Origin of the sequence: Pseudomonas sp. WOUb67 (assembly GCF_050058005.1) — a bacterium.
Lineage (GTDB): Bacteria > Pseudomonadota > Gammaproteobacteria > Pseudomonadales > Pseudomonadaceae > Aquipseudomonas > Aquipseudomonas putida_R.
Map to the genome: position 1 here is coordinate 5,488,435 of NZ_CP170112.1, position 24,101 is coordinate 5,512,535.

The 24,101-nt window shown below is 64.0% G+C and carries 7 protein-coding genes and 2 pseudogenes; all 9 read right to left on the minus strand.

Annotated elements, in window-relative coordinates:
• Positions 1 to 9 precede the first annotated feature (9 nt).
• The 9 genes and pseudogenes from ABOC32_RS24300 to ABOC32_RS24340 all read right to left on the minus strand — a co-directional run bounded on the left by ABOC32_RS24300 (position 10) and on the right by ABOC32_RS24340 (position 24,019).
• Positions 10 to 16,326 carry a DUF4347 domain-containing protein gene (locus ABOC32_RS24300; protein WP_426809186.1) on the minus strand — a complete coding sequence of 5,439 codons (16,317 nt, stop codon included), beginning with the start codon at positions 16,324 to 16,326 and terminating at the stop codon, positions 10 to 12.
• An 87-nt stretch (positions 16,327 to 16,413) separates the two neighbouring features.
• Positions 16,414 to 16,962, minus strand: coding sequence for a phage tail protein (locus ABOC32_RS24305; protein WP_426809187.1), 549 nt, complete (start codon positions 16,960 to 16,962; stop codon positions 16,414 to 16,416).
• A 156-nt stretch (positions 16,963 to 17,118) separates the two neighbouring features.
• On the minus strand, positions 17,119 to 17,454 hold the full coding sequence (locus tag ABOC32_RS24310) for a DUF6916 family protein (protein ID WP_426809188.1): 336 nt from the start codon (positions 17,452 to 17,454) through the stop codon (positions 17,119 to 17,121).
• Positions 17,451 to 17,951, minus strand: coding sequence for a GNAT family N-acetyltransferase (locus ABOC32_RS24315; protein ID WP_426809189.1), 501 nt, complete (start codon positions 17,949 to 17,951; stop codon positions 17,451 to 17,453). The genes ABOC32_RS24310 and ABOC32_RS24315 overlap by 4 nt, the downstream gene beginning before the upstream one ends.
• Positions 17,952 to 18,069: 118 nt before the next feature.
• The gene (locus ABOC32_RS24320) at positions 18,070 to 20,169 is read right to left on the minus strand and encodes a site-2 protease family protein (protein ID WP_426809190.1); all 2,100 of its coding nucleotides are present in this window, start codon (positions 20,167 to 20,169) and stop codon (positions 18,070 to 18,072) included.
• A pseudogene (locus tag ABOC32_RS24325) lies at positions 20,166 to 21,176 on the minus strand (efflux RND transporter periplasmic adaptor subunit); the annotation flags it as partial. The gene ABOC32_RS24320 and the pseudogene ABOC32_RS24325, both read right to left, overlap by 4 nt.
• A gap of 77 nt (positions 21,177 to 21,253) precedes the next feature.
• Positions 21,254 to 21,485: pseudogene (locus tag ABOC32_RS24330) on the minus strand (HlyD family secretion protein); the annotation flags it as partial.
• Positions 21,482 to 22,243, minus strand: a complete 762-nt coding sequence (locus tag ABOC32_RS24335) for an efflux RND transporter periplasmic adaptor subunit (RefSeq protein ID WP_426809191.1) — start codon at positions 22,241 to 22,243, stop codon at positions 21,482 to 21,484. The gene ABOC32_RS24335 and the pseudogene ABOC32_RS24330, both read right to left, overlap by 4 nt.
• A 198-nt stretch (positions 22,244 to 22,441) precedes the next feature.
• A complete protein-coding gene (locus ABOC32_RS24340) occupies positions 22,442 to 24,019 on the minus strand; it encodes a hypothetical protein (RefSeq protein ID WP_426809192.1) in 1,578 nt (525 codons plus the stop codon).
• Positions 24,020 to 24,101: the final 82 nt, after the last annotated feature.

Consider the following 24,101-nt stretch of genomic DNA (forward strand, 5'->3'; position numbering starts at 1 on the left):
TGCTGTCTTTCATGCCCGCTTCCCGATCTCTGTCGGCTGCGCCAGGGCCTTGGCCAACTCGCGTACATGGCGCTGGTCGGCTTCATTGAATTGTTGTAATTGCTGGCCGAAGGTCGGTGCCCCGAAGACCCCGCGCAGCCCCTGGTTCAAGTCGCTCTGCTTCCACTGGCTACCGTTGAATACGCTCATCTCGCTGACCCCCGGCACTTCGCGGCTGAACACGGCGGCAAAGGTACTGCTGCCGAACACCCCGCCATCACCGCCACCGAAGCCGAGGAAGCCGCTGTGGCCCCCCAGGCCGGCGTCGCTGCTGCCGAATACCTGGGCGATGAAGCTGGGTGCGCTGCTCCCGTCACCGAGGAAGATGGTGCCCAGCGGCTGCAGATCGCCACCCACGGTACGGATGTCGAACAGCGACGGAATGACCATCGGCGAGCCACTGGCGTTGGCGACAAACCCCGGAATCTGAGGCTGGGTCAATGCCACCTGCGGCGCACCCGTGGTTTGCGGCGGATTGAGACGGTAATGCAGGTCACCTGCATCCTGGGTCTGCAGGGTTTGCACCTGGCTCGCCAGCGACACCGCCAGAGCATTGCCAGCGCCATCCTGGATACCGCTGTTCAAAGCATTCAGACTCAGCGACACACTGCCCTGCCCCCGCAGATCGCCGACCACGATTCGGTAAGTCCCGGCACCGATCTGTTGCACCGTCTGCACCACCCCGCTGGCCGAGCCGGTACCGAGCACCGAGAAGTCGCGGGTATCGACACCGCTGACCGCCTCGTCGAAGCTCAGGGTGAAGCTCAGCGTACGATCAGTCGGCAACACCGGGCCGTCGAGCACGATGCTGCTCGGGCGCGGCGCCTTGGCATCGATCAGGATCCCGCGGGTATCACCGACGTTGTTCAGCCCGGTATTGGCGTCGTTGCCTCGGGCATCACGCATGCTGCCGCCGTTGAGGTCGATGGCCTGGGCCACGGCGAACGTGCTGTTGCCGGCCATGCCACTGGTGATACTGAGGCGGAACAGCAGCCCGGTGCCACCAGAACTGGACACGTAGTCGGCATAGACCATGCGCCCGTTGTCCAGGGTAATCGCCAGGCGCGGGTTACCGTCGCCGCTGTCCACCACCACCGCCTCGTCGGTATTGACGATGAAATCGAGGGTCTGGCCTGCAACGTAGGTGCCGCTGGCCGGCACGCCGACACTACTCACCGATGGGGCAACACGGTCGATGACGTAGTTGTTGCCTTGCAGGCCTGCTGCTAAAGGATTGCCCGCCACATCGACGATCCCTGAGCCGTTTGCATTCAGGTCCAGGCGCACATTGCCAGCGCCCGTCAGGCTGTCGACGATGACGGTGTAGGTGCTGCCATCGACACGCTGCAGCGAAACGATACGACCAGCGGCCGAGCCGGTGAAGGCCAGGCTGAAGTCGCCGATATCGACACCACTGACGCCTTCACTGAATGTCACTGTGTAACGCACCGAACTGGCATTGGTCGGCGTGATGTCGACATTGGCGATGGCGCGCACTTGCGGCGCATGGGTGTCAATGACGATACCGCCGTTGAGGCCCGGTACGTTCAACGCCAGGTTCATCTCGTTGCCGGCGGCATCACGCAGTGTCGCGCCGTTAAGGTCGATGTTCGCGCCCAGGGTAATGCCGTTGGCGTTATTGCTCGACTGCACCGTGTATTCAAACACCAGTGCATTGCTGACACTGCCGGATACGTAGCTGGCGTAGCGGGTCACGCCATTGATGTCGAGGGCGATGCGCGGTGTGCCGGCGCCGCTATCGACAATGACATTTTCACTGGCATGGACGGTGAAGCGCAGCACGTCACCGGCATTGTAGGCACCTGCCGCCGGCAGGCCGACGGTGGTAACGCTCGGCACCAGGGCATCGATGCGCACCTGGCGGGTATCGTCCACGCCGTTGAGTGCTGTGTTGGCGTTGTTGCCGGTGCTGTCGCGCATCGTCGCGCCGTTGAGCTGGATACTGCTGCCCAGCGTGATCCCGTCGCTGTCCAGCTGACCATTGGCGACGGTCATGCGGAACACCAGCGCATTGCTCCCGGCACCGGACAGGTAGGTGGCGTAGGCAACAGTGCCATCGTCCAGCGTCACTGCGATACGCGGGGTACCGTTGCGGGTGTCCAGTTGCACCGCTTCATCAAGGTGTACGGTGAAGTCGAGATGCTGCCCGGCGCGGTAGGTACCGTTGCCCGGCGCATCGACGCTGGTCACGCTCGGTGCGACCCGGTCGATGCTGTAGGTGGCGCCGCTCAGGCCACCGACCACGGCGTTGCCAGCGTGATCGACAATACCGGTGCCACTGTTGTTGAGATCCAGGCGCAGGCTGCCGCTGCCGCTCAGGCCAGCCACGACCACGGTGTAAGTTCGCCCATCGACCGCCGTGACGCTGCTGATGCTGCCCCCGGCAGTACCGCCGAAGACCAGGCTGAAGTCGCTGGCGTCCACGCCACTGACATCTTCGTCGAAGGTCACGGTGTAGCTGACCGAGCTGCCGGTGTTCGGGCTGGCATCGATACGCACGATGCTGCCGGCGCTTGGTGCCGTGGTGTCGACCACAACGCCTGCAGTGCTGCCCACACTATTGAGGGTCAGGTTCAGGTCGTTACCCGCGAGGTCGGTCAGTTGCTCGCCACGCAGGTCGAGGCTGCTGACCGCAATGCCATCGCCGTCAGTGTCGCCGGCCTGCACGGTGTACTGGAACACCAGCGCTGCACCGCCGCTACCGGAAACATAGGTGGCGTAGCGGGTCACACCGCCCACGTCCAGCACCAGGCGCGGCACCAGTGCGCCGGTCTGCAGTGCTTCGCTGGCATTGACGGTGAAGGTCAGCACATCGCCGGCCTTGTAGTTGCCATCGAGCGGTGTGGTGACACTGACCACTGCCGGTACCACCCCGTCGACGTGGACGTTGGCGGTACTGGCAACACCGTTCAAGGTGACCACGGTGTCGTTGCCGACGCTGTCGCGGATACTGCCGCCATTGAGCTGTACCGAACCACCCAGTGTCACGCCGTTGCTGTCCAGCTGGCCGCTGGCAACCGTCAGGCGGAACACCAGGGCACTGCCACCGGAACCGGATACGTAGTCGGCATATACGGTTCCGCCGGTATCCAGCGTCACGGCAATACGTGGCACCCCACCTGTGGTATCGACCTGCACGTTTTCGCTGAAGTTGACAGTGAAGTCGAGGTTCTGGCCGATGATGTAGGTACCGTTGCCCGGCACAGCGACGCTGGTCACGCTCGGCACGTCGCGGTCAATGCTATAGCTCGCGCCCACGCGTCCATCAGCAACCAGGTTGCCAGCCGCATCGGCGATATCGGTGCCCGACTTCAGGTCCAGGCGTACGCTGCCGGTACCCACCAAGCCGCTGACGATCACTGTGTAGGTATGGCCGTCCACAGCGGTGACGCTGCTGATGCTGCCCCCGGCAGTACCGCCGAAGACCAGGCTGAAGTCGCTGGCGTCCACGCCACTGACATCTTCGTCGAAGGTCACGGTGTAGCTGACCGAGCTGCCGGTGTTCGGGCTGGCATCGATACGCACGATGCTGCCGGCGCTTGGTGCCGTGGTGTCGACCACAACGCCTGCAGTGCTGCCCACACTATTGAGGGTCAGGTTCAGGTCGTTACCCGCGAGGTCGGTCAGTTGCTCGCCACGCAGGTCGAGGCTGCTGACCGCAATGCCATCGCCGTCAGTGTCGCCGGCCTGCACGGTGTACTGGAACACCAGCGCTGCACCGCCGCTACCGGAAACATAGGTGGCGTAGCGGGTCACACCGCCCACGTCCAGCACCAGGCGCGGCACCAGTGCGCCGGTCTGCAGTGCTTCGCTGGCATTGACGGTGAAGGTCAGCACATCGCCGGCCTTGTAGTTGCCATCGAGCGGTGTGGTGACACTGACCACTGCCGGTACCACCCCGTCGACGTGGACGTTGGCGGTACTGGCAACACCGTTCAAGGTGACCACGGTGTCGTTGCCGACGCTGTCGCGGATACTGCCGCCATTGAGCTGTACCGAACCACCCAGTGTCACGCCGTTGCTGTCCAGCTGGCCGCTGGCAACCGTCAGGCGGAACACCAGGGCACTGCCACCGGAACCGGATACGTAGTCGGCATATACGGTTCCGCCGGTATCCAGCGTCACGGCAATACGTGGCACCCCACCTGTGGTATCGACCTGCACGTTTTCGCTGAAGTTGACAGTGAAGTCGAGGTTCTGGCCGATGATGTAGGTACCGTTGCCCGGCACAGCGACGCTGGTCACGCTCGGCACGTCGCGGTCAATGCTATAGCTCGCGCCCACGCGTCCATCAGCAACCAGGTTGCCAGCCGCATCGGCGATATCGGTGCCCGACTTCAGGTCCAGGCGTACGCTGCCGGTACCCACCAAGCCGCTGACGATCACTGTGTAGGTATGGCCGTCCACAGCGGTGACGCTGCTGATGCTGCCCCCGGCAGTACCGCCGAAGACCAGGCTGAAGTCGCTGGCGTCCACGCCACTGACATCTTCGTCGAAGGTCACGGTGTAGCTGACCGAGCTGCCGGTGTTCGGGCTGGCATCAATGCGCACGATGCTGCCGGCGCTTGGCGCCGTGGTGTCGACCACTACGCCTGCAGTGCTGCCCACACTATTGAGGGTCAGGTTCAGGTCGTTACCCGCGAGGTCGGTCAGTTGCTCGCCACGCAGGTCGAGGCTGCTGACCGCGATGCCGTCGCCGTCGTTGTCACCGGCCTGCACGGTGTACTGGAACACCAGCGCTGCACCGCCGCTACCGGAAACATAGGTGGCGTAACGGGTCACACCGCCCACGTCCAGCACCAGGCGCGGCGCCAGCGCGCCGGTCTGCAGTGCTTCGCTGGCATTGACGGTGAAGGTCAGTACATCGCCGGCCTTGTAGTTGCCGTTCGCCGGCACGGTCACCGACTCGATCACCGGCACCACCGCATCCACCTGCACGCCAGCGGTGCTGGCGACGTTGTTCAACGCCAGGTTGACATCGTTGCCCGCCGCATCGCGCAGGGTTGCGCCGTTGAGCTGGATGCTGCCACCCAGGGCGACGCCGTCGCTGTCCAACTGGCCGTTGGCGACGGTCATGCGGAACACCAGCGCATCGGTCCCGGCACCGGCCAGGTAGGTGGCGTAGGCAACAGTGCCATCGTCCAGCGTCACTGCGATACGCGGGGTACCGTTGCGGGTGTCCAGTTGCACGGCTTCATCGAGGTGTACGGTGAAGTCGAGATTCTGCCCGGCGAGGTAGGTGCCGTTGCTCGGCACATCGACACTGGTCACGCTCGGCACGTCGCGGTCAATGCTATAGCTCGCGCCCACGCGTCCATCAGCAACCAGGTTGCCAGCCGCATCGGCGATATCCGTGCCCGACTTCAGGTCCAGGCGTACGCTGCCGGTACCCACCAAGCCGCTGACGATCACTGTGTAGGTATGGCCGTCCACGGCGGTGACGCTGCTGATGCTGCCCCCGGCAGTACCGTCGAAGACCAGGTTGAAGTCGCTGGCGTCTACGCCACTGACATCTTCGTCGAAGGTCACGGTGTAGCTGACGGAGCTGCCGGTGTTCGGGCTGGCATCGATACGCACGATGCTGCCGGCGCTTGGTGCGACGGTGTCCACCATCACACCTGCTGTACTGCCCATGCCATTGAGCGTGAGGTTCAGGCTGTTGCCGGCCAAGTCAGTCAGTTGCTCGCCACGCAGGTCGAGGCTGTTGACCGCGATGCCGTCGCCGTCGTTGTCACCGGCCTGCACGGTGTACTGGAACACCAGCGCTGCACCGCCGCTACCGGAAACATAGGTGGCGTAGCGGGTCACACCGCCCACGTCCAGCACCAGGCGCGGCGCCAGTGCGCCGGTCTGCAGTGCTTCGCTGGCATTGACGGTGAAGGTCAGCACATCGCCGGCCTTGTAGTTGCCGTTCGCCGGCACAGTCACCGACTCGATCACCGGCACCACCGCATCCACCTGCACGCCAGCGGTGCTGGCGACGTTGTTCAGCGCCAGGTTGACATCGTTGCCCGCCGTATCGCGCAGGGTTGCGCCGTTGAGCTGGATGCTGCCACCCAGGGCGACGCCGTCGCTGTCCAGCTGACCGTTGGCGACGGTCATGCGGAACACCAGCGCATCGGTCCCGGCACCGGACAGGTAGGTGGCGTAGGTGACAGTGCCATCGTCCAGCGTCACTGCGATACGCGGGGTACCGTTGCGGGTGTCCAGTTGCACGGCTTCATCGAGGTGTACGGTGAAGTCGAGATTCTGCCCGGCGAGGTAGGTGCCGTTGCTCGGCACATCGACACTGGTCACGCTCGGCACGTCGCGGTCAATGCTATAGCTCGCGCCCACGCGTCCATCAGCAACCAGGTTGCCAGCCGCATCGGCGATATCCGTGCCCGACTTCAGGTCCAGGCGTACGCTGCCGGTACCCACCAAGCCGCTGACGATCACTGTGTAGGTATGGCCGTCCACGGCGGTGACGCTGCTGATGCTGCCCCCGGCAGTACCGTCGAAGACCAGGTTGAAGTCGCTGGCGTCTACGCCACTGACATCTTCGTCGAAGGTCACGGTGTAGCTGACGGAGCTGCCGGTGTTCGGGCTGGCATCGATACGCACGATGCTGCCGGCGCTTGGTGCGACGGTGTCCACCATCACACCTGCTGTACTGCCCATGCCATTGAGCGTGAGGTTCAGGCTGTTGCCGGCCAAGTCAGTCAGTTGCTCGCCACGCAGGTCGAGGCTGTTGACCGCGATGCCGTCGCCGTCGTTGTCACCGGCCTGCACGGTGTACTGGAACACCAGCGCTGCACCGCCGCTACCGGAAACATAGGTGGCGTAGCGGGTCACACCGCCCACGTCCAGCACCAGGCGCGGCGCCAGTGCGCCGGTCTGCAGTGCTTCGCTGGCATTGACGGTGAAGGTCAGCACATCGCCGGCCTTGTAGTTGCCGTTCGCCGGCACAGTCACCGACTCGATCACCGGCACCACCGCATCCACCTGCACGCCAGCGGTGCTGGCGACGTTGTTCAACGCCAGGTTGACATCGTTGCCCGCCGCATCGCGCAGGGTTGCGCCGTTGAGCTGGATGCTGCCACCCAGGGCGACGCCGTCGCTGTCCAACTGGCCGTTGGCGACGGTCATGCGGAACACCAGCGCATCGGTCCCGGCACCGGCCAGGTAGGTGGCGTAGGCAACAGTGCCATCGTCCAGCGTCACTGCGATACGCGGGGTACCGTTGCTGGTGTCCAGTTGCACGGCTTCATCGAGGTGTACGGTGAAGTCGAGATTCTGCCCGGCGAGGTAGGTGCCGTTGCTCGGCACAGCGACGCTGGTCACGCTCGGTGCGACCCGGTCGATGCTGTAGGTGGCGCCGCTCAGGCCGCCGACCACGGCGTTGCCAGCGTGATCGACGATACCGGTGCCACTGTTGTTGAGGTCCAGGCGCAGGCTGCCGCTGCCGCTCAGGCCAGCCACGACCACGGTGTAAGTTCGCCCATCGACCGCCGTGACGCTGCTGATGCTGCCCCCGGCAGTACCGCCGAAGACCAGGTTGAAGTCGCTGGCGTCTACGCCACTGACATCTTCGTCGAAGGTCACGGTGTAGCTGACGGAGCTGCCGGTGTTCGGGCTGGCATCGATACGCACGATGCTGCCGGCGCTTGGTGCGACGGTGTCCACCATCACACCTGCTGTACTGCCCATGCCATTGAGCGTGAGGTTCAGGCTGTTGCCGGCCAAGTCAGTCAGTTGCTCGCCACGCAGGTCGAGGCTGTTGACCGCGATGCCGTCGCCGTCGTTGTCACCGGCCTGCACGGTGTACTGGAACACCAGCGCTGCACCGCCGCTACCGGAAACATAGGTGGCGTAGCGGGTCACACCGCCCACGTCCAGCACCAGGCGCGGCGCCAGTGCGCCGGTCTGCAGTGCTTCGCTGGCATTGACGGTGAAGGTCAGCACATCGCCGGCCTTGTAGTTGCCGTTCGCCGGCACAGTCACCGATTCGATCACCGGCACCACCGCATCCACCTGCACGCCAGCGGTGCTGGCGACGTTGTTCAGCGCCAGGTTGACATCGTTGCCCGCCGTATCGCGCAGGGTTGCGCCGTTGAGCTGGATGCTGCCACCCAGGGCGACGCCGTCGCTGTCCAGCTGACCGTTGGCGACGGTCATGCGGAACACCAGCGCATTGGTCCCGGCACCGGACAGGTAGGTGGCGTAGGTGACAGTGCCATCGTCCAGCGTCACTGCGATACGCGGGGTACCGTTGCGGGTGTCCAGTTGCACGGCTTCATCGAGGTGTACGGTGAAGTCGAGGTTCTGCCCGGCGCGGTAGGTGCCGTTGCTCGGCGCATCGACGCTGGACACGCTCGGTGCGACCCGGTCGATGCTGTAGGTGGCGCCGCTCAGGCCGCCGACCACGGCGTTGCCAGCGTGATCGACGATACCGGTGCCACTGTTGTTGAGGTCCAGGCGCAGGCTGCCGCTGCCGCTCAGGCCAGCCACGACCACGGTGTAAGTTCGCCCATCGACCGCCGTGACGCTGCTGATGCTGCCCCCGGCAGTACCGCCGAAGACCAGGTTGAAGTCGCTGGCGTCCACGCCGCTGACATCTTCGTCGAAGGTCACGGTGTAGCTGACCGAGCTGCTGGTGTTCGGGCTCGCATCGATACGCACGATGCTGCCGACGCTTGGCGCTGTAGTGTCGACCACAACGCCTGCAGTGCTGCCCACACTATTGAGAGTCAGGTTCAGGTCGTTACCCGCGAGGTCGGTCAGTTGCTCGCCACGCAAGTCGAGGCTGTTGACCGCGATGCCGTCGCCGTCGTTGTCACCGACCTGCACGGTGTACTGGAACACCAGCGCTGCACCGCCGCTACCGGAAACATAGGTGGCGTAGCGGGTCACGCCGCCCACGTCCAGCACCAGGCGCGGCGCCAGTGCGCCGGTCTGCAGTGCTTCGCTGGCATTGACGGTGAAGGTCAGCACATCGCCGGCCTTGTAGTTGCCGTTCGCCGGCACGGTCACCGACTCGATCACCGGCACCACCGCATCCACCTGCACGCCAGCGGTGCTGGCGACGTTGTTCAGCGGCAGGTTGACATCGTTGCCCGCCGCGTCGCGCAGGGTTGCGCCGTTGAGCTGGATGCTGCCACCCAGGGCGACGCCGTCGCTGTCCAACTGACCATTGGCGACGGTCATGCGGAACACCAGCGCATCGGTTCCGGCACCGGACAGGTAGGTGGCGTAGGCAACAGTGCCATCGTCCAGCGTCACTGCGATACGCGGGGCACCGTTGCTGGTGTCCAGTTGCACGGCTTCATCGAGGTGTACGGTGAAGTCGAGATTCTGCCCGGCGAGGTAGGTGCCGTTGCTCGGCACAGCGACGCTGGTCACGCTCGGTGCGACCCGGTCGATGCTGTAGGTGGCGCCGCTCAGGCCGCCGACCACGGCGTTGCCAGCGTGATCGACGATACCGGTGCCACTGTTGTTGAGGTCCAGACGCAGGCTGCCGCTGCCGCTCAGGCCAGCCACGACCACGGTGTAAGTTCGCCCATCGACCGCCGTGACGCTGCTGATGCTGCCCCCGGCAGTACCGCCGAAGACCAGGTTGAAGTCGCTGGCGTCTACGCCGCTGACATCTTCGTCGAAGGTCACGGTGTAGCTGACCGAGCTGCCGGTGTTCGGGCTGGCATCGATACGCACGATGCTGCCGGCGCTTGGTGCCGTGGTGTCGACCACAACGCCTGCAGTGCTGCCTACACTATTGAGAGTCAGGTTCAGGTCGTTACCCGCGAGGTCGGTCAGTTGCTCGCCACGCAAGTCGAGGCTGTTGACCGCGATGCCGTCGCCGTCGTTGTCACCGACCTGCACGGTGTACTGGAACACCAGCGCTGCACCGCCGCTACCGGAAACATAGGTGGCGTAGCGGGTCACGCCGCCCACGTCCAGCACCAGGCGCGGCGCCAGTGCGCCGGTCTGCAGTGCTTCGCTGGCATTGACGGTGAAGGTCAGCACATCGCCGGCCTTGTAGTTGCCATCGAGCGGCGCGGTGACGCTGGCCACCACCGGCACCACACCGTCGACGTGGACGTTGGCAGTGCTGGCCACGCTGTTCAGGGTCACTACGGTGTCGTTGCCTGCGCTGTCGCGGATACTGCCGCCATTGAGCTGTACCGAACCGCCCAGTGTCACGCCGTTGCTGTCCAGCTGGCCGCTGGCAACCGTCAGGCGGAACACCAGGGCGCTGCCACCGGAACCGGCTACGTAGTCGGCATACACTGTTCCGCCGGTATCCAGCGTCACGGCGATACGTGGCACCCCACCCGTGGTGTCGACCTGCACGTTTTCGCTGAAGTTGACAGTGAAGTCGAGGTTCTGGCCGATGATATAGGTGCCATCGGACGGCGCGCTGACGCTCGCCACCACCGGCACCACACCGTCAACCACGATATTGCTGCGTCCGCCGAGGGAATCGGCGCCGCCCACGGTCGGCAGGGTCAGTACCGCCAGGTCGCTGGTGTTGTTGCTGATCACCGCGCCGTTCATTTGCAGCGCCGCAGTACTCTGGAAGTCCAGGTCGGCACTGATATCGCCGGCCTGTACCGTGTACTTGAAGACCAGGGTGTTGCTGCCACTGCCGCTGACATAGGTCGCGTTGCGGTCGATCAAACCTGTTTCCAGCAACAGACTTGGGCTGCCGCTGGTGAGATCGACATTGACCACCTGGTCCCAAACCATGCTGATCAGCACTTCGTCGCCGACTTTCACGGCACGGTCCAACCCCTGCGCCGCAACACTGGTGACTACCGGGTTCACCGGGATCACGTTGATTACGATCGTATCGAAGTCGGTCAGCGGTCCGCCGCTGCCGGAGTTACCGTTGTCAAAGGTCTGGATGGTGAGGCTGGCGCCGCCAATGTAGTTGCTGCCGGGCGTGAAGCTGAGCGTCTGCAGCGCGGCGTTGATGTCGGCGCGGGTACCCTCGAACGCCATGACGGTGTCGTTGAGCCCGGTGCCGATCACCAAGCTGATGCCAGTCAGGCTGCCCAGGCTGAGCTGGCCGTTGCTTGCCATCAGGATAACGGTCATCAGGCCATTGCCGGCATCCACGTCGGTGATGGAGATGGCGTTACCGTTGGCCGTGTTGAAGCCCAGGGCAATGTTCTGCGAGGCAGTCTGTGTACCCGGCACATTGTTGACCGGTGCATCGTTGACCGCGCTGACGTTGAGGGTGACGGTCTTGGTGTCAGTCTGTTCGCCGCCGGTGCCGCTGAAGCCCTTGTCGTTGAGGGTCACCGTCAGGGTCACGCTGGTGGTGGCGTCCTGGGCCGTCTTGAAGGTCAAGCCATTGGCCGCGATGAAGAAGTTGATATCGGCCAGGCTACCGGACAGGGTCAACTCGCCGGTGTCGGAGCCAGTGACGGTGACACCCATGCCACCGGTCGCGCTCAGGCTGCCGCTCGGCACGGAGAAGGTTGCGGTGACCGTGTTGGCGCCAGCATCGACATCCGTGAAGCTGATGCCGCTGATCACGCTCGACACATCTTCGGTCACGGTGATGGACGGTGGCACGGTGACCACAGGCGCATCGTTCACCGCGACCACCTGCAGGGTCACGGTGGTGGTGGCGTCGGAAACACTGGAGGTGTTGACGTTGATGGTCAGGGTCACATCGCCGCTGGCGTTGGCTGCCGGGGTGTAGACCAGGCGGTTGCCGGCGATGAAATTATTGATATTGGCCAGGGTGCCGCTCAGGGTCAGGGCCGTCGCCGTACCGCCCACGGCGACGCCGCCGAAGCCGGTGGCGCTGAAGGTACCGCTGCCCACCGAGAAGGTCACGACGCCAAGGGTGGAATCGACATCGCTGAACGTGATTTGGCCGAGCGCCGTCGGCGTGTCCTCGGTAATCGGCAGCGACGCTACGGCGCTGATGGTCGGCGAATCATTGACCGCAGTGATGGTGATGTCACGGGCTACGAGGGCCGACTGGGCACCCTCGCCATCGGTGACAGTGAAACCCACGGTCCGGATCGTGGTATTGGGGGTTTCCGACGCGTTGGTGTAGGTCACTGCACGCAGCGCGGCCTGGAACTGCTCCACGGTCGCCTGGTTGCCGGCAGAGGTCAGGGTCAGGGTGCCGGTGCCGACGGTCCAGGTGCCAATGATGTTACCCATGGTGAGGCCATCGTTGACGAAGCTCAGGCTGTCCTGAGCGCTGTAGTAGGTCAGCATGCGCGCGGCGGCGCTGATCGGATTCGGACCGTCCGGGTCGGACAGGGTCAGGCCCGGGTCCACCAGGACCGGGGTGGACGCAACGTTGTTGCCTTCGCTCCAGGATGCTGTACCACCGCTCACGGTGACCACCGGGGCGTCGTTGACCGCGGTGACCACCACGCTGGCGGTGTCGGCCCCCGTGGAATAGGCCGAGGTACCGCCGGCGGTAGTGATATTGAGCTTGAAGCCTTGCAGGCCGGGATTGCTGCTTTGGTCCCAGGCCTTGTAGGTGATGGTCGCCGTCTCGCCGTGGATGCCGTCCGGCACGAAGCGCACCAGGTTCTGCGCGGTGAGGAGCAGCGCGGCGCTGGTGGAAACAACACCCACGTCGCTCCAGGTGCTGCCGGCGTCAAGGCTGAACTGCCACGTGCCGTAAGTGGCGGTCAGGCCGGTGACCGCCATGCCCTTCACCGCAGAGGTATCGACGTCGGTGACACCACCTAGCAGCGAGAGAACGGTACTGCCGCCGTTGTTGAGCGCGGTTTCGCTGATCCCGTTCAAAACCGGCGACACCGGCGTCATCACCGGTGCATCGTTGACCGAGGTCACCGTCAGGTTGGCCACCGCGGTGCCTGTGGAGAACGCCGTGGTGCCACCGTTGCTGGAGGTATCAGAGGTACCGCGAATACCGTTTACGGACGCCGTACCCGTGGTCTGGTCCCAGCCTCGGAAGCTGAGGCTGGCCGTTTCGCCGTTGGCGGCATCCGGGACGTAGCGGATGTAGGTCGTGGAAGCCAGCAACAACGCGCTGGTACTGGAAACGGCACCGAAGTCGGTCCAGGTGGCGTTGTCGGTGGAGTACTGCCAGATGCCGTTGCCGGACTTGGTAATCACCGCGATGCCGCGCAGGGCGCCGACATCAGCGTCGACCATGGTGTAGTTGGTCAGCAGAGTCGAGACCCGCGTGCCAGTGCTGGTAGTGTCCTCGTTGGTGCTTGGGAAGCTGTATGGCCCGCCGCTCAGGACCGGCGCGTCGTTGATGCCCACCACGGTCACGGTGCTGAAGATACCTACGGCGAGGGTGGGCAGCCCTCCGTTGGCCGACCCGCCGTTGTCGCTCACGGTGCTCAGGGTCACCACACGGTTGGTGGTGTTCGGGCTGTCGCTGTCGTTGCGATAGGCCATGGTGTTCAGGATGGTCTGCGCCGTCGCCACGTCCAGGCCTGCGCTGCTGCTGAGGGTGACGCTGGCAGTGCCGCTGGTCACCGAGACCGTCACCACCGTGCCGTTGTTGGTGGTGACCACGCTGGTACCATTGGTGAGGGTCACATCACTGCCGTCGATCACCAGCTTCTCGGCCGCACCATTGAACACGGTGGTAACGGTGAAGGTCATCTGGGTCACTTTCTGCCCGGACTCGACGGTGTTGACCGTCGCGCCACTGAACAGCTGCACCGCCGAAGCATTCTCGGTGTAGGTCGGGTTGGTGGCGGCGAGGTTGACCACCGGAGCATCGTTGACCGCCTGGACGGCAACGCTGACCACCGAGATCGCGCTGCTGCCGCCCGCGCCGTCATCCATGCTGACCGACACGCTGCGTGAGGCGGTCGACGGCTCGACGGTATTGCTGTTGCGGTACGCCAGGTTCTGCACCAAAGCTGCAACGGTAATTGCGTTGGCGTTGTTGGTGAAGGTGACAACCAGCGGGTTGCCATTGCTGCCGCCAGTGAATGTGCCGATCACCAGGCCGTTGTACATGATCGCGGCACCGGAAAGGATGATCTGGTTGGCACCGGCAATCTGGTCGCGAATGAACAGCACGTCTTCGCCGACAGTCCCGCCGGCAGTGATCTGCACGATCAGCTTGCCGCCGCTGAAGTTGGCCGAATCGGCATCGCTGACCGTTGCATTGGCCCCGGCGTCGAGCAGTACATAGGCGCTGTCTTCGACGTAGGTGACGGTGTCGCCGTTGACGTTGCCGATCACCGGCGCTTGCACGGTGGAGGTAGTGAAATTCAGCGTAGTGTTATTGCTGATGCCCTTGAACACCTTGCCATCGGCGTTGGCAAAGGCCTTGCTGTCGATGCGCACGGCATAGGCGGTGCCCTGGGCCAGGTCGCTCGGGTCGATGGTCCAGGTGGTACCGGAGCCGGTCACCTGGCTGCTGCTGGCGAGGATGGTCTGCACCACCTGGTTGTCGGAGGTGCGCACGATGTGGATGTTGCCGGTACCCTTGGTCACGCTCTGGCTGAACGTCAACACGATGTTGGCGCTCGGCGACACGTTCAGGCTGTCGTCGGCCGGCGTGGCGCTGACCAGGGTCGGCGGCGTGCCGGCCTGGTAGTAGACGAAGGCCGTCGAAACAGGCGAGCTGCCGACCACGTCGATGTCACCGTCGCCATCGAAGTCACCGATGCGGAAGTTGTTGACGCCGTAGTCGGTCATGTTCAGCCCGGCGAAGGGCGAATTGGCCCGGGTAACGATGGTGAAGGTGCCATCGCCATTGTTGGTGCCGTAATTCCAGTCGGTACCGTTGGCACCGACCTGCCAGAACACGTCGGCGTCGCCATCGCCATCGAAATCGCCCCACAGGGTGCGCGGGGCAAAGACAGGCACCGGGAAACCAGCGGTGGAGCCCTGACTGAAGGTATTGTTGCCGTTGTTCAGGTAGAGCGCGCCGGTGCTGTTGTTGAGCTGGTAAAGGATGTCGAGGTCGCCGTCCCCGTCGAAGTCGATCACCTTGTAGTTGAAGGTCGAATAGGCGGCCAGGGTGAAGGCCGCGAAGGGCGAGGCAGACTGCACCATGTCGGTAAAGGTGCCGTCGCCGTTGTTCAACGCATAGCGCCAGGCGTTGGCGCTGTCGACGGTGCCAGGCTGATAGAGAATGTCGGCCGCGCCGTCGCCGTTGAAGTCGCCGACCACCAGGCGCACGCCGTACTGGGTGCCGTTGAAGCCGGCTGCGACTTCCCGGGTGAACACACCGTTCACGTTGCGGTACAGATAGGCCGGACCGCTGGTAACGGTCACGCCCAGCAAGTCGATGTCACCGTCCTTGTCGAAGTCGGCGGCATAGTAGTTGGTGCCGTTGCTCGCGGCATCGATCAGGGTCACGTTGGCGAACGGCGAGGCTATCTGGTCGACGATGCTGAAGGTGCCGTCGGCGTTACCGGCAGCGAACTTCCAGGCGCTGCCGTTGGCGCCGATCTGATACAGGATGTCGCTGCGGCCATCGTTGTTGAAATCGCCCACCACGAAGCGCGGCAACTGCCCAGAGAGCAGGGTTGGCGCGGTGGGGTTGGCGCCGCCGGTGAAGGTGGCGGCCAACAAGCCGTCATAGCCTTCAAGCTGGGTGCCGAGGCTGGCGGTCTCGATTACGCCACTGCTGCGCTCCAGTGCCCAGTTGCCGCCCAGGCTGGCAGCGCCGGTATCGTCGGCAGACGCTGCCACATCGGCGCCAGTGATCAGGGCCAGCTGGTCAAGGAAGGCTTGCCCCTGCCCGCTTTCACCCACGTTGCAGCCGTATAGCATCAGGTCGCCATCAGCCTTGAGCGCGGCCCCGATGCTTTGCAAGGCTTCGCGGTGTTCGCCAAGGTTGTTGGTGGCCAGCCAGAGATTGCCCGTCTGTACGGAGCCGTCGGCGCCGTGGGACAGCAGGTGGATGGCGTCCAGGCCTTCACGGCCCTTGAGGTAGTCGGCCATCTGCTGCAGGCCGTCCTTGTTCGGGTCAAGGATCACCACCTCGGCTTTGCCCGACAGGCCTTCGAGCAGTTCGCCCACATTGGCCACTTGGCCATCAACGAATACCACTTCATGGCGCTGGTCGTTCTGCGCCGATCGGCTGTCGGCACTGGCTGACGCCTGGCTGTCCTGTTGGCTCGTTTGGTCGTTGGAGGTGCTGTCCTTGGCCGGCTCGGCGGTGGCCTGAGCGGCATCCTGGGCGACCACGCCCACGGACGCATCGAACATGATCCGCGGTTCAAGGGCCATCAACAGCGGCGGCTGACCATCGCCGGCCGCTACAGTTCCTACGGATGCCTTGCGCGAAAAGCGTTCGATGAACTTCATGTTGCACCTCCTGGTATGCCCGCCTTGCCTGCTTGGCAAGGCGGCCGAAAAAGTTGCGACGGCCGTGGCCGTCGCCAATGGCCGCAATCAGGGGCGGCTTGGGTATTCACCGATCAGGGCGATGACGAAGCTGACGGCCTGGAAGGGGTTGCGGATCGCGAAGGGTGTCGAACCACCACTTGGCGCGATCGACTGCGGTGCCATGGTGGTCGGCGCGCTGCTGATCTCGATGCCGTAGATGTTCACGGCGTTGCCGCCGCCGTCCACTGCCGCAGCCAAGAAGGTATCTGGACCTGGCTTGTCGGTGGTCGCCGTGGCGGCCGACGCCTTCTGCTGGTGCGCGTGGGTCGGCATGTTGCTCTGCGACAGGGTGGCGGTTTCCGAACCACCGCTCTCACCTAGCTGGTACACGCTCTGCACACCGGGCGCAGCAACGCCTTGGCCAATCGGCGAACGGCCGCCAAAGTGCGGCAAGCCGAAGGTGGTACGGCCATCACCACCATAGGCAGTACCCACCAGGGCGAACAGCGCGTTGTTCTGCTGGATAGGCAGCAATTGGCCTTGGCACATGGCGTAGCCGCGGGGAGCGTAGTTGCTTGCCAGCATCTTGATCTCGCCGATAAAGGGATCGCTCATCGAACATGTCCTTTGTTGCGTGGTTGGGAAATTCCTGTTTCAACCCCTCAGCTGGCACGCACCCGCATCTGTCCGCAGCGGCAGATGATGAAGTTGATGGCCAAGCAAAGGTTGCGAATGATGAACGCCAGCGAGCCGTTCATCATGTAGGTCAGATCAGTGAGCCGCGATGGATTCGCGCCGTGTATGAATCACCAATTCCAATGCGTGGCGGCCATCGGGCTCAGGCAACACTGGGGTCAGCAACAGCAACCATTCGCGGGCATCCGGGCCGGTCAGGCGAAACACCGCCTGCGGCAGGCTTACCCCGTGGGGCAACACGAAGGTGGCCAGGTAGCAGTCGTAGTCAGTGTTCAGCGCCGAGCCATCGCGCAGGTCCACCAACTCCACCGGCAGGTGCTCGTCGGGAGCTATCTGAAGGGTGAAACCACCGCCGGCGGCACCACTGGCCAGGTCTTCCCGGGTGGGGATACGGAAATCGAGGTCACTCATGAGGCCACCGCAGGGGAAGTCACAAGGGCTTGACGGCGCATGCGCAGGTAGACCCCGGTTTCATTGATTACGTGAAAGCCTGCGCGAACGTACAAGCGCTGGGCCCGGTTGTAGGTTTCCACCGACAGTTCCACCGCGAGGCCGTGGTCGTCTGCCCGTTGCAGTTGCTGATGGACCAGTGAAGTGCCGATGCCCTGCCCCTGAAAGTCAGGAAGCAAGGCGATATCGATGAGGGTCAGTGTGTTTTTGCCAACGAACACGTACAGGCGGCCGATGGGCTGGCCATCAAGTTCAATGATGAGGAACTCACCACCGCGAAAGTGCTCCTGGTAGTAGCGATGCTGGGCATTGAACTGCATGCTCAGAAATGCCGCAATTTCGCCGGCTGACCAGCCGCTATGGGACATTTCGTCAGCACGGCTGGTGGCGTAGACATGTTCCGAAAAAGCCATGTCGGTTGTTTCTAGCGCACGGAGTGTCACAGCGTACTTCGACATCAAAGCAAACTTCCCTGTTTGAAAAACGTGGTGATCAACTCTTCAAGTGACGAAAGTCACCGCTAGCGCCATGGCTAATTGACATCAGACTACAACAAATTGTCTGACAATCGCACTACTAAAATCCGCTTTCTCTCACACCAATTGCAGCGATTCTTCGCCAGGCCATAGCAAGCAGCGATTCGCCCCGGCCATCCACAACCACGACGCCGCGCAACGGGTGTGAAAACTGCTCGGGCGCACTGTTTTCGAGCACGAATTGCGCGCCATATTGCGCCTGCAACGGCTGCGCCCTCTTCTCTTCGTCACGGCGGATCGCAATAGGGCCGTGATGATCGGAAATCAATGCCTCCTGATCAATGTAGGCCACGCCGTTGTTGTCCACCGCGTCCAGGGTCACTTTCAGCGACTCGCGCAGTACATCGTCGGCAACGAAGTGCCCAGCCGCACCCGGCTCGACCCGCCACAGGTCCGCCTCGGCCACGTAGCCACGCAGACGCAGGCCTTGCGAAGTGATCTGGGCCAAAGGCAGATCACTGCTAACCCAGCGCCCGGGCACCAAGTTGTCGGCCAGGTCGCGCAGGCTCCCGGCATGGGGTGCACGGATCACCAGGCGCTCGCGCTGCGCTGCCAGGCCGCGGTATTCGGCCACGGCTTCAGCCAGGCGCTGTTCGAGAATGCCGCTGTCGGCAGCGGTCTCGCTGCGCGCCGACTGGCGGCGCAGTTGCAACTGTAGAATCTCGATCTCACGACGGCTGATGGTCATGCGCGCCTCCAGGTCGGGAGACTCCAGCTCTACCAGGACCTGGTTCTGCGCCACCTGCTCGCCATCCTTGACCAGCACCGCCCGAATTCTCGCCGCCGCCGGTGCATGCAGGGCACTGACCCGCGACGCCTCAAGCATTGCCGGCACCTCGACGCCGCTGCGCCAAGGTACCAGCAGCAGGGCCAGCAGCAGCACCAAGCCACCCCCCAGCAACAGCACCTTGCGCGGCTGGGCCTTGTCGCGATGCTTCCACCAGTGCTTGCACTCGGTCCACACCGGCAGGCCAATGAACCACACCAGCTCGACCAGCATCAGGAAGATACCGAGCACCTTGAAGAACAGGTGGTACACCGCCAGGGCGATCCCGAAGAACAGTACCGCGCGCCACAGCCACGAGGCATAGCTCCAGCACAGCAGGCGTCGCCGCATCCCGGGCGACCAGCGCTCCGGCATAGGTTCGCCGTAACCGAACAGCAGTTCGCGCAAGTGCCAACGCCCGAGGGCGAAACCGCGACCCTGCAGGTTGTCGACGCCCCACAGGTCGCCAAGCAGGAAGTAGCCGTCGAAACGCATCAGTGGGTTGACGTTGATGGCCACGGTGGTGATCCAGGTGGCACTGGCAAGCATGAACGCGGCTGTGCGCCCTGCCCCGTCCGGCAGCAGCGACCAGGCCAGCAGGGCAATACAGGCCAGCAGCAATTCGGCGAGCACGCCGCCGGCGCCGATCAGCAGGCGGGTGCGCCGGTCCTGCACGCGCCATGCATCGCTGACGTCGGTGTAGAGCATCGGCAGCAGTACCATGAACGCCACCCCCATGCTCGGCACCCGGCAGCCGGCGCGTTTGGCCATGTACGCATGGCCGAATTCATGGCACAGCTTGGCGAAGCCCAGGGCGATGCCAAACGCGGCCATGCCGCCGAGGCTGAGCAGGTGCGGGAAGGTCGCAAGAAAGCGCTCCCAGTCACGCATCACCAGGAACAGGCCGAGCAACAGCACCGTTGGAAGGCCGAACCGCAGAAGGTTCGGGCCATAGCGCTGCAACCACGGCCAGGTGCGATTAAGGAAGGCATCCGGACGCCATAGCGGAATCCGGAAGAACAGGTACTTGTGCAGGATCTGTGTCCAGATGCCTTGGCGCTGGGCCGCTGCCTTCGCCGCATAACCATCGCGCTGCTCAGCATCGACGGCACTGACCAGATCATGGCCGCGCAGGAAGCGCAACAGCTCCTCCACGGCCTGCCCGGTCAGCGGGACACCCGGTTCGGCGTTGGCCGCGTTGAGCACCCGCTGCGGATCGCCCAGCGCCCAGTGCCGCAGCAGGCGCATGGCCGGGGCTCCGAGTTTGAAATAGCGGCCACGCAGCGGATCGGCCAGGGTCCAGTTCGGCGAGCCGTCGAGGCCCGGCGCACCCGCCGAGAGCTGCAGGTCAGGGCGCAGCGCCGGCAGCCTCAAAGGCCCACCGCCTGACGCAGTGCCGCCAACGGCCGACGCAACAGGTACAAAGCCAGCGGTGCACGGTCACCGTAAATCTTGGCGGTTCCACGCAAACCGATGCGCGGCGGCGCACTCGCGAAACTGGCATCGAGACGATAGGCCAACTGGCCGGCCGGGGTGGTCTGCGCCTGATAGGCGGCGCGCTCGAGCACAGCGCCATGCCGGTTCAGCGGATCGCTGTCGAGGAACAACGCCACCTCGGCGCCCTTCTCCAGGCCAATGGCATCGGCCACTGGCAGTTCAATGCGAAGCTCGGCCTGCGCCGGGTCGGCGATATCCATCAGGCGCTCACCGGTACGCATTGGCTTGCCGACGAAGCGCTGGGCATCGGCAAAAACCGCGATGCCATCGCGCTCGGCACGTACCTCACTGCGCCCCAGCAGGTCACGGGCATAGTCGCGCTCAGCGCGCTTCTGCTCGACCCGTGCGGCCAACAGGTCGATGCGCGCGCTGGAATCGGCATCGGAAAAGGCGCGCTGGGTGTTGGCCTTCCACTCCGCCTCTGCCACGCCCAGGGTTCGCTCTGCGACATCGGCCTGGGCCTTGAGACTGGTGGCGTCGAAGCGCACCAGCAGGTCACCGGCCTTGACCGGCTGGTTGGGCTTGACCAGGAACTCGGCAACCACGCCGTCCAGCGGTGCTGCAACCACCTGGCCGTTGCGTGGCACCACCTCCGCCGGGGCCAGCACCGACTGGCGTACCGGCACCAGCAGCACCAGCAGCAGCGCGGCAGCCAGGGCCCAGCGCGTCCGCGCCGGCCACCGCAGGCGCCACGGTTTGCCCGGCTGCAGGGCACGCCAGGCATGGCTGTAGCAATCGCCAAGTTGCGCCAACAAGGCCTGCTCGGCTTCGCTCCAGGCGGCATCACGGGCAAGCCACAGGCCACCGAAGACCTGGCCCTCGCGATCCTTGAGCGGCAACCAGAACGCATAAGGTGCCGACAGCGCCTGCCAGTCATCGCGAATGGCCTGGTCGACACTGTCCTGCGGCACCGCTCCGGGCAGGGCAAAGCGCTCGCCGGCGGCAAGACCGGCGGCCATGCGCTCGATGAACACCACGAAGGGCGCATTCGGCTCGACCACGCTGATGCCGGTCAGTGCCCGCACCTTGCCGGTGATCAGCAGCGCGCCATGGCGATAGCCGAACAGCGGTTGGCTGTCGTTGACCATGCTGAACGCCAGCACCTCGGTGGAAGACGCAGAACGGGCCTGGCGCTCAAGCTTGAGGTAGTGCGCCAGTAACTGTTCCAGCGCGCCGGGGACGGGTGCGTTCATTGCGGCTGCGCGAAGTGCGCGGTACCGCTCATCCCGGCCAGCAGGCCCGGGGTATTGGCCGGCACGCTGCCAATCAGCAGGAGGGTCTGGCTACCTTCGTCGATGCGCGCGCCGAGACGCTTGACCACGGCGTCGATGGGCTTGCCGGTCTCATCGGGGACGAAGCTGAAGGCCTGCTCAGGCTTGAGCTTGCCCAACCAGCGCGACGGTACCAGCAGCTGAATTTCCAGTGATCGGTTATCGACAATCTCCAGCAGCGGCGCGCCGCTGGCCACGCTCTCATGGGCCTGGACCCGGCGCGTAACTACCTGGCCATCAAACGGAGCCTTGATCTGGCAGCGCTGCACCTGTACCTGATAGATCTGCGACTCGGACTGAGCCTGTGCCTGGCGCGCCTCGGCCAGCGCAACTTCGAAACGGCCGACCGAGTTCAGCGCGGCCAACTGCTGCTTGTTGCGCAATTCTTCGCGTGCTGCGCGCACGGCAGCGTTGGAGGCATTAGCCTGGGCCTGGTAAGCGCTGCAGTCGAAACGCACCAGCACATCGCCCTTGCTGAACGACTGCCCCTCGGTGAACGGCATTTCAGTGACCCGGCCCGGCAACTCGCTGGCCAGCACCGCTTGAGAGCGGGCGCGCAGCACGCCACGCACCTCACTGACGGTGGGGGTAGCACCATCGAGCAAAGGGTCGCCTTCGGTGGCAGCCAGCGCCACATTGCCGATCAACGCCAACGCCACCCACCAGACAACCTGCTTCATCTCGCTACGTCCCTGTAAAAGTATGAATTGCTTGAATCGTCTTATCGGCTACCGGAGCGAAAAGATGAACACAGAAAGAGCATGCATCTACAGAATCGACCCCAGCGAGGTGGCCGGATGCTATCAGTGTTCTCCCTGACTAGGAAGCATTCCGCTGGTGCTCCCGGGAAGATCGTGTGGCTTCGGATCGCGCACGGGTTACGGCTGCGGGGTAATCCAGAAAATCTCCTGCCCCGGTACACGAATCTCGACACGGCCGTCCTTGCGCACCCGCAGTATCGAGCGCCGATACAACGCTTGCTGGTCCTTGAAATACTTGCCCGAGGCCCAGTACGGCGACCCCAGCATGTCATAGGCAACGAAATTACCATCAGGCTGCAGCATCAGGCGCTGCGGCGCCACCGGGTGGCCCGTCGCCGCAGACCACACCACTTTGCCGTCGCGCCCCTTGACCAATTCTACCGAGCCATCGTGCCGATAATGCAGGGTATAGGCCCCAGCCTCAGAGGTCAGGTACCCCCCCGGCGTCAGGTGCTCATCGACCAACAGCCGCTCGCGCTCGGCGAATGGCTGGTTATAGGGCTCGATATGGAATTGCAGATCGTTATCGAAAGGCCGTTCGACCAGCTTGCCAGCCAGGCGCACCTCGGTGCTGGCCCTGTTCGGTCCGCTGCGCGCGACCAGGCGGAAGTTGTTTTCAAGATCGTCGGCGGCCCCCTTGAACTGCAGGTTGAACGCTTCACGGGAGCCGTTCCAGCTGATCCTCCAGCCGCCCTTGGCGTCCTTGTAGTCCTTGACCCCCGTGGCACCAGCCGGCCCGTCCAGCTGGAGGATCCGGCCAGATACCGCATGCTTGAGGCGAAAACGCTGATCGATGTGCGGGTTGAACACCAGCGGCTCGATGGGTTCCAGACGCCACTCCTGAACCACGCTGCTAAGGTGCACGCGATTGTCCTCACCAAAGCGCAAGCCATGATCGCCCAGCCTCGAACGGAACGACACCGCGGCGGCGCCGCGCACCCCCTGGGCCTCCAACGCCAGCTCCTGGACCAAAGCCTGGACCTCCTCGGGCAACCAGTGGGTCATTTCCCGTTCCTGGCGGCCCAGCAGGGTTTCGAACTCATTGAGTTCGTCCTTGATACGGAACGGTGAGAAGGGGTCGGCCTGGACCAGATGCAGCAACAGGTACGCCTTGACCTGGGCGACGAAGCATCGTGCATAGCAGAATTTGCTGGTATAGAAGTACGAAACGAAGTCGCGGCAGCTCTGCTGCTCGTAAAATGGCCAAAGGAACTGCAGGCGGTAGTCGCTATTGAGCGAGCGCTGCAGGATCAACAGGTGTTTACCCACTTCATCGGCGATGCGATTGTTCAAGCCACCCAAGCGCCCGAGGGCAACCATCCGGTCGGCTGCACCTTGCAGCCCGCCCGCAGCCTGCTCGCGGATGCCTTGCACAAGCATGTCCAAAGCTTGTTCGTAATCGTGGTAGAGCGTCTCGAGGGCCAGCAGCGACGCGTTGATCTCGTACTGGTCCAGGTTCGGCTGGTATGACTGAATCTGCCGATCGCTCAGGGCGATGCGCGAGCGTACACGTTGCAGGCGCTCGAGGCCCCGGCTCAAAAGCGCACAGACCTTTTCGTACTCAGCATGGCCATGATCCCGGTACAGCAACTTCCAGACATCGACGACCGCACCCGGTATCTGCGCCAAGCCGGTTTGGTCGGCCAGCTCCCTGGCAGAAATGGATATGCCGAACTGAAGCGGTGAATTGATCATCGAGGCCATCTCCCTGACACAACCTGGCGCGGCTGGACGACCCAACCGCCTGCATGATCAGGCGATTGTAGGGGGCAAGCCA

Excerpts from the sequence above, each read along its gene's own strand:
- ABOC32_RS24340 (WP_426809192.1), bottom strand. The coding sequence starts at position 24,019 with ATGATCAATTCACCGCTTCAGTTCGGCATATCCATTTCTGCCAGGGAG.
- ABOC32_RS24310 (WP_426809188.1), bottom strand. The coding sequence starts at position 17,454 with ATGAGTGACCTCGATTTCCGTATCCCCACCCGGGAAGACCTGGCCAGT.
- ABOC32_RS24315 (WP_426809189.1), bottom strand. The coding sequence starts at position 17,951 with ATGTCGAAGTACGCTGTGACACTCCGTGCGCTAGAAACAACCGACATG.
- ABOC32_RS24305 (WP_426809187.1), bottom strand. The coding sequence starts at position 16,962 with ATGAGCGATCCCTTTATCGGCGAGATCAAGATGCTGGCAAGCAACTAC.
- ABOC32_RS24300 (WP_426809186.1), bottom strand. The coding sequence starts at position 16,326 with ATGAAGTTCATCGAACGCTTTTCGCGCAAGGCATCCGTAGGAACTGTA.
- ABOC32_RS24335 (WP_426809191.1), bottom strand. The coding sequence starts at position 22,243 with ATGAAGCAGGTTGTCTGGTGGGTGGCGTTGGCGTTGATCGGCAATGTG.